Source organism: Streptomyces sp. NBC_00316 (assembly GCF_036158715.1).
In the GTDB taxonomy this organism is placed as follows: domain Bacteria; phylum Actinomycetota; class Actinomycetes; order Streptomycetales; family Streptomycetaceae; genus Streptomyces.
Window position 1 is genome coordinate 3,484,064 of sequence record NZ_CP108023.1, and the last position, 16,249, is coordinate 3,500,312.

Genomic DNA, 16,249 nt, shown 5'->3' on the forward strand with positions numbered 1-16,249 from the left:
GAAAGCCGCCGAACGCGGAGAGGCGCCCCCCATGTGCGGTGGGGGCGCCTCTCCGCGTCGGTGCGGAACCGTGCGCGCCGGCGGTCAGCCGGCCGCGGCGATGCGGTCCGCCGAGGCGGCCGCCTTGAGCTCCATCTCGCGCCGCCTGCGGCGGGCGAGCACCACACGGCGTTCGGCAGCGGTCAGGCCGCCCCACACCCCGTACGGCTCGGGCTGCATCAAGGCGTGTTCGCGGCATTCGATCATCACGGGACAGCGCGCGCAGACCCGCTTCGCGGACTCCTCGCGCGACAGGCGGGCAGCAGTCGGCTCCTTCGACGGGGCGAAGAACAGCCCGGCTTCGTCCCGGCGGCACACCGCCTCCGAGTGCCAGGGGCCGGCCTGGTCCTCCCGAGCAGGGGTGCGCTGGGTGGGAACGGCGGCGACCTGCAGAGGCTGATGCGGCAGTTGCAGCACGGTCTACTCCTGACGACGGCTTCGCGAGCGAGAGACGATGCAGCACTCCCTACCCGTTGTGCGCGCGCCTAAGCACTGAGTGGCACGGGGTTCCGGGTGACGGAATTGCGGTCGAGAGGAATTTTGGCCGGATCCAGGGCGGTGCGGACCGTTGCGCAGCGACGCGGTGCGGAATCAGTGACCGAGGTGTTTGCGCAGCTGGTCGCGGAGATCCGTAATGAGTTTCCCGCGCTTCGGCTTTGCCTCGACGTTTCCGAACACGGAATAGCCGTTGACGACGACCACCGGAGCCTCCGGGTCCGCGGAATCCAGGTTGACGACTTCGAAATTGCCGAAGACGCCCGTTCCGCTCCCTCTCAGCGAGATGTTCTCCGGAACCTTGATCTCGATGCTTCCGAAGAGGGAGGTCGCGTTGATGACGGTGAGCCGCTGGCCGAAAAGGGCCTCGGTCAGATCGATCTCCACGCTGCCGAAGAGCGCGAACGCGTTCGTACGCCCACCCACCCGCCAGCGCCCCTTGCGGGTGGAACTGCTGAAGACCGCGACCAGGCTCTCGGCCGGACCCGCGGGGGCCTCGGGGCCGTACGCGTACGGCGTGCCGGACGACGGGCGGGTGGAGCCGCCGGGGGCCGGCAGATCCCCTACCAGCGGCTCGAGTTCACCCACGGTCCTGGCACGGTAGACGGCGTCGACCCGCTCGGCGTGCTCCTCGGCCGTCAGCCGGCCCTCGGCCATGGCGTCCCGCAGGATGTCCGCGAACCGGTCCCGGTCTGCGTCGGAGGCGCGGATACCGGCGGGCGCGGGCTGCGCCGGGGCGGCGGGCTGCTGAGGGTGCTTTTCGAGGTCCACCGGCCCAGGGTACCCAAACGCGATAGATCGCGACAGGCCCCAGGTGACCGACGCCGGCGGGTCCCGAACTGAGCCTTACCTCACAGGTTCGGTGCACTCACGGCGTTCTACCCTGGTGGGTGCGCTGCCCAAGGGTGGACAGCCGCTGTCGCCGAGTGAGGAATGGCCGTAATGCCAGAGTTTGCGTACTCCGATCTGCTCCCTCTGGGAGAGGACACCACGCCGTACCGGCTGGTGACCGCCGAGGGCGTCTCGACCTTCGAGGCCGACGGCCGTACGTTCCTCAAGGTCGACCCGGAGGCACTGCGCACCCTGGCCGCCGAGGCGATGCACGACATCTCGCACTATCTGCGCCCCGCCCACCTGGCGCAGCTGCGGCGGATCATCGACGACCCCGAGGCGTCGTCCAACGACAAGTTCGTCGCGCTCGACCTGCTGAAGAACGCGAACATCGCCGCCGCGGGTGTCCTCCCCATGTGCCAGGACACCGGCACCGCCATCGTCATGGGCAAGCGCGGGCAGAACGTGCTGACCGAGGGCGGTGACGAGGAGGCCCTGTCGCGCGGCATCTTCGACGCGTACACCAAGCTCAACCTGCGCTACTCGCAGATGGCCCCGCTGACCATGTGGGACGAGAAGAACACCGGCTCGAACCTCCCGGCCCAGATCGAGCTGTACGCCACCGACGGTGGCGCGTACAAGTTCCTCTTCATGGCCAAGGGCGGCGGCTCGGCCAACAAGTCGTTCCTCTTCCAGGAGACGAAGGCCGTTCTCAACGAGGCCTCCATGATGAAGTTCCTGGAGGAGAAGATCCGTTCGCTGGGGACCGCGGCCTGCCCGCCGTACCACCTGGCGATCGTCGTCGGCGGTACGTCGGCCGAGTTCGCGCTGAAGACCGCCAAGTACGCCTCCGCGCACTACCTGGACGAGCTGCCCGCCGAGGGCTCCCCGACCGGTCACGGCTTCCGGGACAAGGAGCTGGAGGAGAAGGTCTTCGAGCTGACGCAGAAGATCGGCATCGGTGCGCAGTTCGGCGGCAAGTACTTCTGCCACGACGTGCGGGTGGTGCGTCTGCCGCGCCACGGTGCCTCGCTGCCCGTCGCGATCGCCGTGTCCTGCTCGGCCGACCGCCAGGCCGTCGCGAAGATCACCGCCGAGGGAGTCTTCCTGGAGCAGCTGGAGAAGGACCCCGCGCGCTTCCTGCCGGACACCACCGACGAGCACCTCGACGAGGCGGGCGACGTCGTCGAGATCGACCTGAACCGGCCGATGGACGAGGTCCTCGCCGAACTGTCCAAGTACCCGGTCAAGACCCGGCTCTCGCTGACCGGCCCGCTGGTCGTGGCGCGCGACATCGCGCACGCCAAGATCAAGGAGCGGCTGGACGCGGGCGAGGAGATGCCGCAGTACCTGAAGGACCACCCGGTCTACTACGCGGGCCCGGCGAAGACGCCCGAGGGGTACGCCTCCGGCTCCTTCGGGCCGACGACGGCAGGCCGCATGGACAGCTATGTCGCGCAGTTCCAGGCGGCGGGCGGCTCCAAGGTGATGCTCGCCAAGGGCAACCGGTCCCAGCAGGTCACCGACGCGTGCGACGCGCACGGCGGCTTCTACCTCGGCTCGATCGGCGGCCCGGCGGCGCGCCTCGCCCAGGACTGCATCAAGAAGGTCGAGGTCGTCGAGTACGAGGAGCTCGGCATGGAGGCGGTCTGGCGGATCGAGGTCGAGGACTTCCCCGCGTTCATCGTCGTCGACGACAAGGGCAACGACTTCTTCGCTCCGCAGCAGCTGTCCCAGCCGACGTTCACGCACATTCCCACCAGGAAGGCGTAGCCGTCCGGGACAGCCCCTGATCGCCCCGGAGACAGCAGAACGGCCCGGCACCCATGAGGGAGGCCGGGCCGTTCCGCGTACGGCCTGCGGCGCGGCGTCGCGCGATCCGAGCAGGACCCCCGGGACCACGGCCCGACGTGCTCCTGCCCGAGCCACGTGCCAAGCAGCGAAGGGTGGAGACGACGGCGAGGCGGCGCAGGCGCGGGCTGTTGGACGCGTTTCCCGGGGCTGGGGCCCGAGCATCCGCGCGGCCCTGACCGCCGTCAGGGCCTCCGGGCGCGGGACGGGAGGGCATGCGCCGCACCCGTCCCCGGAAGCGTCGCCCCCGCAACCCATCGCGCCATGAGCCACGGATAGCCTCCCGCCATGGACACCTCACAGAGCCGAGAGAACGACATTCGCAGGCTCCAGGGGCCGCCCCGCGCCTCGGCCCTCGACGAGCTCATTGCGGACCTCCGCTCCCCCGATCCTGTCGTGCGCGACGATCTGGCGTACCTCACGGCCAGGCGTTGGATACCGGCGCTCGAGCCGTCGGAGCTGCGGTACGTGGGAGACCGCATGGCGGCACATTTCGCTTCCCCCGCCATTCAGGCCCGCACCTTTGCGCCGCTCGTCCTCGCCCTCATCGCCGACCGGGGCGAGTGGAAGCAGGAGTGGTGGAGAGCCTTCGCCGACTGGTTCCCTGCCGAAACCGACCTGCGGGGGCATGACCCGGAGCTCGGCTGGTTGCACGCTCCCGCACACGGGGCCGACCTGCTGGCCGCCCTCTCCCGCCATCCCCAACAAGACCCGTACCCGCTGGCCGAACTGGCGGTGTGCCGGCTGCTGGCAGCCACGGACCATCTCTTCGACGCGCAGGAGGACGACCGTCTGGCCTTCGCCCTGGCCCAGATCCTCAGCCACCCCGGCCTCACCACCGCCCAGTCGGTGCAGTGGCTGGATCCCATCGCTGCGGCCTTCCGCACAGGAGAGCCGGGGCCGGTACCTGCCTGGGCCTCCAACACCATGCGCACGCTGCGCATGCTCTACATCCTGGCCGACCGCGGCTTTCACGGTCCCGGCGCAGGAGCACCTCGTACACCCACCCATCGCGCCATGGTCCTCGACGCCATCGCCGAAACCCTGACGATCGTGGCCCCGTACGCCGGGTGACACACCCGTGCCTGCCGGGTCGTCCCATGCGAAGGGCCGGAGCACCGGCTGTCCTGTGCTCGCCGGGTCGGCGCAGCTCGCCTCACGCAGACCCGAGTCGTAGATCCGGGTCAGGCAGGAACGGCCTCGGCGGCGCGGACGGCCTCCGGCTCGGGCGGGAGGGGGTGGATGCGGTAGGGGTGAAACCGGACCTGGCGGCCGCGCCTGCCGGTCCGGCGGCCGCGACCGCACAGCGGAGTCCGTGTCCGGTGCGCCTCATTGCGCCTCCCCGGGTTGTGGGTACTCCCGGGTATTTACTGGCCGGCAGGAGACTTGGGAATACACAGAACCAGACAAGTGCTCAACTTTTTCAGGAGGTTGAAACCCATGGACGACGCACAGAACCCCGCCGGCGGCACGGAATTCCGCATCGAGCACGACTCGATGGGCGAGGTGAAGGTCCCCGCACACGCCCACTGGCGGGCACAGACCCAGCGCGCCGTGGAAAACTTCCCGATCTCCGGCCAGCGCCTGGAGCGGGCCCACATCGAGGCCCTGGCCCGGATCAAGGCCGCGGCGGCCAAGGTCAACGCCGAACTGAAGGTCCTCGACCCCGGCATCGCCGCGGCGATCCAGGACGCGGCCGCCGAGGTCGCCGATGGGCGCTGGGACGCGCACTTCCCGATCGATGTCTTCCAGACCGGCTCCGGTACGTCGTCCAACATGAACATGAACGAGGTCGTGGCCACCCTCGCCACCCGGCGCCTCGGACGCGAGGTCCACCCCAACGACCACGTCAACGCCTCGCAGTCGTCCAACGACGTCTTCCCGTCCTCCATCCACATCGCCGCGACCGCGGCCGTCACCGGCGAGCTGATCCCCGCACTGGACCATCTGGCGACCGCGCTGGAGCGCAAGGCCGTCGAGTTCGCGGAGGTCGTGAAGTCGGGCCGGACGCATCTGATGGATGCGACACCGGTGACCCTGGGTCAGGAGTTCGGCGGATACGCGGCGCAGATCCGGTACGGCGTCGAGCGGCTGAACGCGTCCCTGCCGCGCCTCGCCGAGCTCCCGCTGGGCGGCACGGCCGTCGGCACTGGCATCAACACCCCGCCCGGCTTCTCCGCCGCGGTGATCGCCGAGGTCGCGCGCGCCACCGGACTGCCGCTCACCGAGGCCCGCGACCACTTCGAGGCGCAGGGCGCGCGCGACGGACTCGTCGAGACGTCGGGCCAGCTCCGCACGATCGCCGTCTCCCTCACCAAGATCTCCAACGACCTGCGCTGGATGGCGTCCGGACCGCGCACCGGACTGGCCGAGATCAGCCTTCCCGACCTCCAGCCGGGCTCGTCGATCATGCCGGGAAAGGTGAACCCGGTCATTCCCGAGGCCGTCCTGATGGTCGCCGCCCAGGTGATGGGGAACGACGCGACGGTCGCCGTCGCGGGCGCGGCGGGCAATTTCGAACTGAACGTCATGCTGCCGGTCATCGCGAAGAACCTGCTGGAGTCGGTCCGGCTGCTGGCCAACGTCTCCCGGCTGCTCGCGGACCGTACGGTCGACGGAATCACCGCCGACGTGGAACGGGCCCGGGAGTACGCGGAGTCCTCGCCGTCCGTCGTCACCCCGCTGAACAAGTACATCGGCTACGAGGAGGCGGCGAAGGTCGCCAAGAAGTCGCTCGCCGAGCGGCGGACGATCCGCGACGTGGTGCTGGCCTCGGGGTATGTCGAGCGCGGCGACCTCACGGTGGAACAGCTCGACGAGGCGCTCGACGTGTTGCGTATGACCCGCCCGTGACGTGGATCGCAGCGACCCGCCCGGCGCATCCGTAAGATCTCTTCATGCCAGGTACCGGAGACACCGCGCGCGCAGAGACCGAGCCCTCGGACATCGCGTCCTGGGCGCCGGGCGACCAGATCCTGTGGCGCTACCGGGGCAACGGCCCCCGGGCGCACGGCGCCACCCGGAAGCCGGTCCACATCTGCCGGCCGGTCACCGTCGTGCAGGACACCGCCGAACTGCTCGCCGTGTGGATGGCGCCCGGCACCGAATGCGTCAGACCGGTCCTCGCCGACGGCACCAGCGTGCACGCCGAACCGCTCGCCACCCGGTACACCGCACCGCGCACCACCGCCCGCTCGACGTGGTTCGGCACGGGCGTGCTGAAGCTCGCCCGGCCCGGTGAACCCTGGTCGGTCTGGCTGTTCTGGGACCGCGGCTGGAGCTTTCGCAACTGGTACGTGAACCTCGAGGAACCACGCACCCGCTGGGCGGGCGGCGTCGACTCGGAGGACCACTTCCTCGACATCGCCGTGCACCCGGACCGCAGTTGGCGCTGGCTGGACGAGGACGAATTCGCCCAGGCGCAGCGGGTCGGCCTGATGGACCGTGAGACCGCGCAGCGGGTACGGGAGGCGGGCCGCGCGGCCGTCGGAGTGATCGACGCCTGGGGTGCGCCGTTCCGGGACGGATGGGAGAACTGGCGGCCCGATCCGCGGTGGCGGGTACCCGCGCTGCCGGATGACTGGGACCGTACGCCCTCGCATATGCCGTCGTGAGACCCTTGATGCACCCCAGGGGGGCAAACGTAGGATCGTCCTCCGGAGGGCTGCTCCGCTTCAACCGGCGGGCGCGGCACAGGACCTGACCGCAAGTCATCGCACGAGTTGCATGATCTTCATGAGCCGCTTCAGTTGCATGAGCAGCAAGAACCGCAGGAGCCACTACGAGGGGGTGGAAAGGTGCACGCTCTCCGCCGCCCCGACGCCGGAAACGTTGTCACCCGCCCACCGCGCGGGCATACGGTTTCGGCCCCGCGAAGCTGGGCATGCGGTGACAGCCGTTGTCATCACCGCTCTTCCCGGGGCACAGTGGCGCTCCACAAGGTGATTGCCTCATACAACCGGCCCGGACGGACGGAACCCCACGCGTGACGGAGCATCCCACCTCCCACGAAGGCCGGCAGCCTCTCGCCGCCCGGCCGCAGGAACGCGCCCGGCCGCGGCAGCAGGACGCCGCGGCGATCCCCGGCCAGGCCGCGACGCCCGGCCCGAAGCCGTCGGCGCCGGGTCCCGGCTCGAATCCGACACCGATTCCCGGCCCCGCCACGTCATCGAGCGCCGCCACGGCGGCCGGCCCCACCGCCGCGACGGGACCGGACCCGCAGACCGTGGCCCGCCGCGAGGGCGACCGGCTGCGCTTCGTGGGCGCCGCGACCCGCCGGATCGCCCGAGGCATAGATCTGGACGAGATCGTTCTCGGCCTGTGCCGGGCCAGCGTGCCGACGTTCTCCGACGCCATACTCGTCTACCTCCGCGACCCGCTCCCGGTCGGCGACGAGCGTCCGGTCGCCCCGTTCATCCTGCGGCTGCGCCGGTCCGACCGGCTGCGTTTAAACGAAGAGGAGACCGAGGCCGCAGCCCTGGAGACCGATCGGCTGCGCCCGCCCACCATCGACCCGCACGCCGATCTGACGCCCGCGGCAGAGCTCTGCGAGGTACGGGCGGGCGGCGCGCTCGCCGAGGTGCTGCGTGGAGTACGGCCCGTCTTCGGGGACTCCGCCGCGGCCCGCGTCGCCCTGCCCGAACTGCTGGGTGCCGGACGCACCGTCCCCTCCGGCCACCGGGTGATCCTCGCTCCGCTGCGCGGCCGGCGACGGGTGATCGGCGCCGCCGTCTTCCTGCGCGGCACCGAACGGCCGCCGTTCGAGGCCAACGACCTGCTGGTCGCCGCCCAGCTGGCTACGCACACCGCACTCGGCATCGACAAGGCCGTGCTGTACGGGCGCGAGGCGTACATCGCCGACGAGCTGCAGCGCACCATGCTGCCCGACTCGCTGCCGCAGCCCACCGGCGTCCGCCTCGCCTCCCGCTATCTCCCGGCCGCCGAGACGGCCCGGGTCGGCGGCGACTGGTACGACGCGATCCCGCTGCCCGGCAGCAGGGTCGCCCTCGTCGTCGGTGACGTCATGGGCCACTCCATGACGTCCGCGGCGATCATGGGCCAGCTGCGCACCACCGCCCAGACCCTCGCCGGACTCGACCTGCCGCCGCAGGAGGTGCTGCACCATCTGGACGAGCAGGCGCAGCGGCTCGGCAGCGACCGGATGGCCACCTGCCTGTACGCGGTGTACGACCCGGTCTCGCACCGGATCACCATCGCCAACGCGGGACACCCGCCGCCGGTGCTGCTCCACCTGGGCGGCCGTGCCGAGGTGCTGCGGGTGCCGCCCGGCGCCCCGATCGGCGTCGGCGGCGTGGACTTCGAGGCCGTCGAGCTGGACGCGCCCTCGGGCGCCACGCTGCTGCTGTACACCGACGGCCTGGTGGAGTCCCGGCTGCGGGACGTCTGGACCGGGATCGAGCAGCTGCGGGAGCGGCTCGCCGCCACCGCCCAGCTCACCGGGCCGGACCATTCGCCGCCGCTGGAGGCGCTCTGCGACGACGTCCTCGACATGCTCGGCCCGGGCGACCGGGACGACGACATCGCCCTGCTCGCCGCCCGCTTCGAAGGCATCGCACCCAGCGACGTCGCGTACTGGTTCCTGGATCCGGAGGACTCCGCCCCCGGACGCGCCCGCCGGCTGGCCCGCAGGGCGCTCAGCCGGTGGGGCCTCGACGAGCTCTCGGACTCGGTGGAACTGCTGGTCAGCGAGGTGGTGACCAATGCGGTGCGGTATGCGGAGCGGCCGGTGACGCTTCGCTTGCTGCGCACCGACATCCTGCGCTGCGAGGTCGGCGACGACGCGCCTCAACTGCCCCGGCAGCGCCGGGCCCGCGACATGGACGAGGGCGGTCGCGGCCTGTTCCTGGTGAACCGGCTGGCCAGACGGTGGGGTGCGACCCGGTTGTCGACCGGCAAAGTCGTCTGGTTCGAGATGCCCACCCGCAGCCAGTGAGTGGGGCATGACAGCTCGGGCGAATCAGCCCAAGCATGGACAAGATCTACATGTTGCCGACCTCTCGTCGTCGGAGTTGACTCGGTCGTGACCGGGCGCTGCCTGGGCATGCCCGACCGACACCCCGCACCGACGGGAGGACGCTCGTGACCGAGGAAACCAAGAACGCGCCTTACACCACGAACAATGCCGGGATCCCGGTGGAGAGCGACGAACATTCGCTCACCATCGGCTCCGACGGCCCGATCCTGCTCCAGGACCACTACCTCATCGAGAAGATGGCCCAGTTCAACCGTGAACGGGTCCCCGAACGAGTGGTCCACGCCAAGGGCGCCGGCGCCTACGGCACCTTCGTCGTGACCAACGACGTCAGCCAGTTCACCAAGGCGGACCTCTTCCAACCGGGCAAGCAGACCGCCATGCTGGCCCGCTTCTCCACGGTCGCCGGTGAGCAGGGCTCCCCCGACACCTGGCGCGACCCCCGCGGCTTCGCGCTGAAGTTCTACACGGAGCACGGCAACTACGACATGGTCGGCAACAACACGCCGATCTTCTTCGTGCGGGACCCGATGAAGTTCCAGGACTTCATCCGCTCGCAGAAGCGCCGCCCGGAGAGCGGGATCCGCGACCACGACATGCAGTGGGACTTCTGGACCCTCTCCCCCGAGTCCGCGCACATGGTGACGTGGCTGATGGGCGACCGGGGCATCCCGAAGACGTACCGCAACATGAACGGCTACAGCTCGCACACCTATATGTGGGTGAACACGGGCGGCGAGCGGTTCTGGGTCAAGTACCACTTCAAGACCGACCAGGGCATCGATTTCTACACCCAGGCCGATGCCGACGACATGGCCGGTACGGACGGTGACGTCCACCGCCGCGACCTCTTCGAGTCGATCAAGCGCGGCGACCACCCGAGCTGGACGCTGTACGTCCAGATCATGCCGTTCGACGACGCACCGGACTACCGGTTCAACCCGTTCGACCTGACCAAGGTGTGGCCGCACGGCGACTACCCGCTGATCGAGGTCGGCCGGATGACGCTGAACGAGAACCCTGAGGACTTCTTCGTCCACATCGAGCAGGCGGCCTTCGAGCCGTCGAACCTGGTGCCCGGCGTCGGCCCGTCGCCCGACAAGATGCTGCTCGGTCGGCTCTTCTCGTACCCGGACACCCACCGTTACCGGATCGGCCCGAACTACGCACAGCTGCCGCCGAACCGTCCGCGCTTCTCCCGGAACTCGTACGCGAAGGACGGCCCGATGCGCTACGAGCCTTCGCGTACCGGAGCGGTCTACGCACCGAACTCGTACGGCGGACCCGCCGCGGACACCGAGCGCTTCGGCGACCCGGCGGGCTGGGCCTCGGCGGGCGAGATGGTGCACGAGGCGTACAAGCTGCACCGCGAGGACGACGACTGGGGCCAGGCGGGCACGATGGTGCGCCAGGTGCTCGACGACGCGGAGCGCGACCGGCTCGTGTCGAACATTTCCGGCCATCTCCTGGACGGCGTGAGCCGCCCGGTCCTGGAGCGGGCGGTGCAGTACTGGCGCAATGTCGACAAGGACCTCGGCGACCGGATCGCGAAGGAGGTCAACGGCGGCTGACCGCGAAAAGACGGAGAGCGGAGGGTGCCACGGAACATTCCGTGGCACCCTCCGGCCGCTGCGTCAGTTGCCGGTGTTCACTCTGGTGCCGTCCCGGCCGTCTCCGGGGAGCGGGGGATCGATGGAGGTCGACGGGTCCGGCTCGATCGGCGGCTCGCTCGTCTCCCCGTCCGCGGGCGGCGTCACCGGCGGCGACGACGGGGGCTCGCTCTCCGTCGGCGGCTCGGATGTCGACGGCTCGTCGGTCGGCTCGTCCGAGGCACTGGGCTCGTCGGAGGGCTGCTCGCTCGGGTCCGGCGACGCCGAGGTCGGCGGCGGGGTGATCGCCGCACCCAGGTCGGTGTCGAGATCGAACTCGGCGGGCTCGCCCATCACCTGGAACGTGTAGTCCGCCCAGATCCGGGCCGGGAATCCGCCACCGTTGACCCGGCCGCCCCCCGCCGCGCCCTTCAGGCTGACCTGCGAACCCTTGATCACCTTGCCGTCGGCCGTCTTGTGGGTCTCGGCGGCCTCGCCGAAGAGACCGACCGAGGTCACCAGGTTCGGCGTGTAGCCGGAGAACCAGGCCGATTTGTTGTTGTCCGACGTACCCGTCTTGCCGGCCACCTGCTGGCCGTCCCGCGCCGGGGCGTCGCGCACCGAGGCACGGGCCGTACCGTCGTCGACCACTCCGGTCAGCACCGAGGTCACCTCGTCGGCGGCCTGCCGGCTGATCACCTGCTCGCCGATCGGGTCGGGCAGCTCGATCGGGGCCGCACCCTGCCGGGAGGCGGACTTCACGATCTGCGGGGTGACCTTCCTGCCGTGGTTGTCGAGGGTCGCGTAGATCCCCGCCATCTCCATGGGGCTCGCGCCCATCGAGCCGAGCGTCTGCGCGGGCACGACCGGAAGGCCCTCCACGTCCATGCCCAGCTTGCCCGCGGTCTGCATCACCTTGTCCATCCGCACGTCCACGCCCATCTGCGCGAAGACGGAGTTGATGGACTTGTTCATCGCCGTCTGGACGGTGACCTGGCCGTAGTCCACCTCGTCCTCGTTCGGCGGTGCGAAGGCGATGTCGCTGCCCACGACCGGGCGGCGGTTGCTGCCGTCGTAACGGGTGTTGGCGTTGATCGGCCGGCCGTCCTGCGTCTGCGCCTCCTCGTCGAGGGCCGCGGCGAGGATGATCGGCTTGAAGGTGGACGCGGGCTGGTAGTCGCGCCGGGTGGCGTTCGACGTCCAGTGCTCGGTCAGGCCGGTGCCGCCGTAGAGGGCGACGACCGCTCCGGTCTTCGGATTCACCGAGACCGCACCGGCCTGCACGTCCTTGTCGACGGCCCGGTCCTTCGTGTCGAGCTTGCCGGTCAGCTGGTCCTTGACCGCGCGCTCCAGCTGCTTCTGCTTCTTCTTGTCGATGCTGACGGTGATGGTCCAGCCGCCGGCGTCGAACTGCTCGTCGCTGAGGTGTTCCTGCCTCTGCACCGCGGCCCGCGCCGCGTTGACTATGTAGCCCTTCTGGCCGCTGAGGCCGTCCGCGGGCTTGGGGTCGTGCGGCACCGGGAACGCCAGGCCCTGGCGCGTACCGGCGTCCAGCCAGTGCTCCTCGGCCATGTTGTTCAGTACGTAGTTCCAGCGCTCCTTGACCAGCCGCTTGCCGGTGGGCGTGGCGACGGCCCAGTCGTACTGGCTCGGCGCCTGGAGCAGAGCAGCGAGGTAGGCACCCTGGGCGACGTCCAGGTCCCGGGCGTCCTTGCCGTAGTAGGCCTGGGCCGCCGCCTGTATGCCATAGGCGCCGCGGCCGTAGTAGCTGGTGTTGATGTACCCCGCGAGGATGTCGTTCTTGCTCTTCTGCCGGTCGACCTTGAGAGAGATCACCAGCTCCTTGAGCTTGCGGGTGACCGTCTGGTCCTGGTCGAGGTAGTAGTTCTTGACGTACTGCTGGGTGATGGTCGAACCACCCTGCTTGCCCTTGCCGGACAGCGTGTTGATCAGGCCGCGCGCAGTGCCCCTGAGGTCGACGCCCTTGTCCGTGTAGAAGGACTTGTTCTCGGCGGCGACAAAGGTCCGCTGCACGTCCTTGGGCACCTCGGAGAGGCCCACGATCTCCCGGTTGACCTTGCCGGTCCGGGCCAGCAGCGAGCCGTCGGAGTACTTGTAGACGTTGCTCTGGAGCTTGGCCTGGGCATTGCCCTCGGGCACGTCCACGATCGCGTACAGCACGACGAACGCACCCATGCCGAGCAGGCAGAACCCGAAGAACGTACCCAGCAGTTTCTTCCAGGTGAAGAGTCTGCGTATGCCGCCGCTCTTCCCGGCCCGCCGCGCACCGCGCTGCTGGGCTCGTCGCGCATCCGCTCGACCCATCGCTGTATCGCTCCCGTTTCTCTGCTCGGCCGGATCGCCTCAGCCTCGCCAGCTAACACTGTCGTCGGGGACAAAAGGCAAGCGATCCGGTCTTTTCCGGACGTGACAATCAGCACCCGCTCTTTAGGGAACCGACTCCCGAGAGGTGCGCAAGGTTGCGAATTCGCTTAATGTGTAATCACATTGCTAGCACCGTGCTGGACGCGCAAACAGGGGGAATCATGACTGATCAGCTGATAACGGGGCAGACCGACGACGCACCGGAGATGCCCGAACCGCAGGTCCGCGAGACCACGGCCCACTCCATTCCCGGCGGCCTCGGCCTGCTCCTGACGGTCCTCGGCGTGCTCCTCGGCGTCGGCCTGGCGATCACCGGCGGAGCCCTGGGCGCCAACGGGCACAACGGGCCGGGAATCGCACTCGTCGTGGTCGGTGTACTCCTCGCCATCGCCTCCTTCTTCTGCATGAGCGGCGTCAAGATGGTGGCGCCCGGCGAGGCCCGCGTCATCCAGCTCTTCGGCCGGTACGTGGGCACGATCCGCGCCGACGGACTGCGCTGGATCAACCCGCTGACCAGCAGCCGCAAGATCTCCACCCGGGTCCGCAACCACGAGACCGCGGTCCTCAAGGTCAACGACGCCTACGGCAACCCGATCGAGCTCGCCGCGATCGTCGTCTGGAAGGTCGAGGACACCGCGCAGGCGCTCTTCGAGGTCGACGACTTCCAGAAGTTCGTCGCCACGCAGACCGAGGCGGCCGTCCGCCACATCGCGATCGAGTACCCGTACGACGCCCACGACGAGGGCGGCCTGTCGCTGCGCGGCAACGCGGACGAGATCACCGAGAAGCTGGCCGCCGAGCTCACCGCCCGGGTGCGGGCCGCCGGCGTACGGATCATCGAATCCCGCTTCAGCCACCTCGCGTACGCCCCCGAGATCGCCTCCGCGATGCTCCAGCGCCAGCAGGCGGGCGCGGTGGTCGCGGCCCGTCAGCAGATCGTCGAGGGCGCGGTCGGCATGGTCGAGATGGCGCTGACCCGGATCGCCGAGCAGGACATCGTCGAGCTCGACTCCGAACGCAAGGCGGCGATGGTCAGCAACCTGATGGTGGTGCTGTGCGGTGACCGTGCGGCGCAACCGGTCCTCAACACGGGCACGCTCTACCAGTGACGGAAGAAACCCCGAAGCGCAAGCAGATGCTGCTGCGGCTGGACCCAGCGGTGCACGACGCGCTCGCCCGCTGGGCCTCGGACGAGCTGCGCAGTGCGAACGCGCAGATCGAGTTCCTGCTGCGCAGGGCGCTGGCGGAGGCGGGCCGCCTGCCGAAGTCGACGTCCCCCATCCCCCGCCGGGGCCGCCCCCCGAAGTCCCCGCCGGAGTAGACGGGGGCGGGCGCCCGCCGCTCGGCGCCGGACGGGCCGGCACATCCGGCCCGTCCGGCGCTCACGGACACGCAGCCGTCGCCGCCGGCGGACGCCCACCGGCCGGGCCCCTACGTCCCGTCGGGCCGCTCACGGGCAGGTCGACGAGGGGAGCCAGGCCGACGGAGCCCCGGCTGCGGGTTGTTCCTCCTTCAGATGCCTCTCGTTCACGAGGGGTACCGCACCCACGCCTACGTTCGCTCGTGAAGACTTTGCAATTCACGAGGAGCTGTTGTGAACAGACGCGTGCGTAGTGCGCGATGGGGAGCACCCGTCGCTGCGGCCGTTGTGGCCGCCGTCGCCACGATGGTGCTCAATCCGACGCTCGGTGCGTCGGCCACTGCCCCGCAGTCGGCGGCGAAGGCGAAGGCCCCGACGGCGAAGAACGTCATCTTCATCAACGGTGACGGCATGGGTGCCTCGATGCGCGAGGCAGCGAGGCTCAACCTTTCGGGCCTGGACGGCCAGCTGGCGATGGACCGCCTCACGGCGTCCGGCCAGCTCACCACCACCCCGCACGACCCGAAGGCCGTCGTGACGGACTCCGCCGCGGCGGCGACCACGTGGGCCACGGGCGAGAAGACCTACAACGGCGCGATCAGCGTCGACGTCGACGGCAACCCGCTGGCGACCCTCGGCCAGCAGGCCAAGGCGGCCGGCAAGGCCACCGGCCTGGTGACCACCGCGCAGGTCACCGACGCGTCCCCGGCCGCGTTCTTCGCCAACACCGCGGACCGCGGGCAGCAGGACGAGATCGCCCGTCAGTACCTGGACGTCAGCAAGCCCGACGTCATCCTGGGCGGTGGCGAGGACTGGTGGCTGCCGGCCGGTACGCCGGGCGCGTTCACGGACAAGCCGGCGGAGGACACGAGCGAGGGCAGCCGCGGCACCAAGGGCAACCTGATCAAGAAGGCCGAGAAGGCCGGCTACTCGTACGTCAACAGTGCGAGCGGACTGAGCAAGGCCAAGAACGGCAAGATCCTCGGCCTGTTCAGCAACGAGGAGATGTTCCAGCAGCGTCCCGAGGGGCAGGGCGACGTCTACAGCCCGGTCGTGGACCTCGGCACGATGACCAGCAAGGCCCTGGCCAGCCTGGACAAGAACAAGAAGGGCTTCTTCCTCATGGTCGAGGAGGAGGGCACCGACGAGTTCGCGCACTCCAACAACGGCACGCGCGTCCTTCAGTCGATGCAGCAGCTGGAGAAGGCCGTCGCGGTGGCCCGCGCGTACATCGCGACGCACCCCGACACGCTGCTGGTCGTCACCGGTGACCACGAGACCGGCGGTCTCTCGGTCGAGGAGGTCGACGCAGCCGACGAGTCCGGGGACGCCATCTCCGCCGAGGACGGCCCGTTCTCGATCCGCGGCAGCGACCGCAAGTTCATCATCGACTGGACCACGTCGGGGCACACCAGCGTGGACGTGCCCGTGACGGCGAGCGGTCCGCTCTCCGACAGCTTCACGGGCAAGCACCCGAACACGTACGTGCACGACGTGCTCAAGCAGGTGCTGACACCGCGCCGCTGAACGACGGTGACGACGGAACGGGCCCCGGGAGAACGCTCCCGGGGCCCGTTCCCGCACGTGGACGCGATGCCGTCGGACGGCGACGGCCCAGGCGCAAGGCCCGCCCGGGGCGGCGCCGAACCGTGCCGGACGATGCCCCGCCCCGTCTCGGAGAGGACCGCTCCACCCACGTATACACGC

At 69.8% G+C, this 16,249-nt stretch carries 12 protein-coding genes; 9 read left to right on the forward strand and 3 right to left on the reverse strand.

From position 1 onward, the window contains the following. Positions 1–84: 84 nt before the first annotated feature. Together OG878_RS15315 and OG878_RS15320 are read right to left on the reverse strand one after the other, a co-directional pair. Positions 85–456, reverse strand: coding sequence for a WhiB family transcriptional regulator (locus tag OG878_RS15315; RefSeq protein ID WP_277328124.1), 372 nt, complete (start codon positions 454–456; stop codon positions 85–87). Between the two features lie 174 nt (positions 457–630). Continuing rightward, entirely contained in the window at positions 631–1,305 is a 675-nt protein-coding gene (locus OG878_RS15320; RefSeq protein WP_328887314.1) for a DUF1707 SHOCT-like domain-containing protein, read from the reverse strand. A gap of 171 nt (positions 1,306–1,476) precedes the next feature. Here OG878_RS15320 and OG878_RS15325 point away from each other — a divergent pair, with 171 nt between their 5' ends. From OG878_RS15325 to OG878_RS15350, 6 genes are all read left to right on the forward strand, one after another. Continuing rightward, on the forward strand, positions 1,477–3,138 hold the full coding sequence (locus OG878_RS15325; RefSeq protein WP_328887315.1) for a fumarate hydratase: 1,662 nt from the start codon (positions 1,477–1,479) through the stop codon (positions 3,136–3,138). A 366-nt stretch (positions 3,139–3,504) separates the two neighbouring features. After that, positions 3,505–4,290, forward strand: a complete 786-nt coding sequence (locus tag OG878_RS15330) for a DUF2785 domain-containing protein (RefSeq protein ID WP_328887316.1) — start codon at positions 3,505–3,507, stop codon at positions 4,288–4,290. 366 nt (positions 4,291–4,656) lie between these two features. Continuing rightward, on the forward strand, positions 4,657–6,069 hold the full coding sequence (locus OG878_RS15335) for a class II fumarate hydratase (RefSeq protein WP_328887317.1): 1,413 nt from the start codon (positions 4,657–4,659) through the stop codon (positions 6,067–6,069). Between the two features lie 44 nt (positions 6,070–6,113). Continuing rightward, a complete protein-coding gene (gene fomD / locus OG878_RS15340; RefSeq protein WP_328887318.1) occupies positions 6,114–6,830 on the forward strand; it encodes a cytidylyl-2-hydroxypropylphosphonate hydrolase in 717 nt (238 codons plus the stop codon). Between the two features lie 371 nt (positions 6,831–7,201). Next, complete coding sequence (locus OG878_RS15345) at positions 7,202–9,169, forward strand: ATP-binding SpoIIE family protein phosphatase (RefSeq protein ID WP_328887319.1); 1,968 nt, start codon at positions 7,202–7,204, stop codon at positions 9,167–9,169. A gap of 146 nt (positions 9,170–9,315) precedes the next feature. Then, positions 9,316–10,779, forward strand: a complete 1,464-nt coding sequence (locus OG878_RS15350; RefSeq protein ID WP_328887320.1) for a catalase — start codon at positions 9,316–9,318, stop codon at positions 10,777–10,779. A gap of 63 nt (positions 10,780–10,842) precedes the next feature. Here the strand turns inward: OG878_RS15350 and OG878_RS15355 are convergent, their stop codons facing one another. Continuing rightward, positions 10,843–13,122, reverse strand: a complete 2,280-nt coding sequence (locus OG878_RS15355; RefSeq protein WP_328887321.1) for a transglycosylase domain-containing protein — start codon at positions 13,120–13,122, stop codon at positions 10,843–10,845. A 221-nt stretch (positions 13,123–13,343) separates the two neighbouring features. Here OG878_RS15355 and OG878_RS15360 point away from each other — a divergent pair, with 221 nt between their 5' ends. The 3 genes from OG878_RS15360 (at position 13,344) to OG878_RS15370 (ending at position 16,069) form a co-directional block, all read left to right on the forward strand. After that, positions 13,344–14,291: an SPFH domain-containing protein gene (locus OG878_RS15360; protein WP_328887322.1), complete on the forward strand. Its 948-nt coding sequence runs from the start codon at positions 13,344–13,346 to the stop codon at positions 14,289–14,291. Positions 14,292–14,317: 26 nt separating this feature from the next. Beyond that, positions 14,318–14,503, forward strand: coding sequence for a hypothetical protein (locus OG878_RS15365; RefSeq protein WP_328891253.1), 186 nt, complete (start codon positions 14,318–14,320; stop codon positions 14,501–14,503). A gap of 273 nt (positions 14,504–14,776) precedes the next feature. Continuing rightward, positions 14,777–16,069, forward strand: a complete 1,293-nt coding sequence (locus OG878_RS15370; RefSeq protein WP_328887323.1) for an alkaline phosphatase — start codon at positions 14,777–14,779, stop codon at positions 16,067–16,069. The last annotated feature ends 180 nt before the right edge of the window (positions 16,070–16,249 follow it).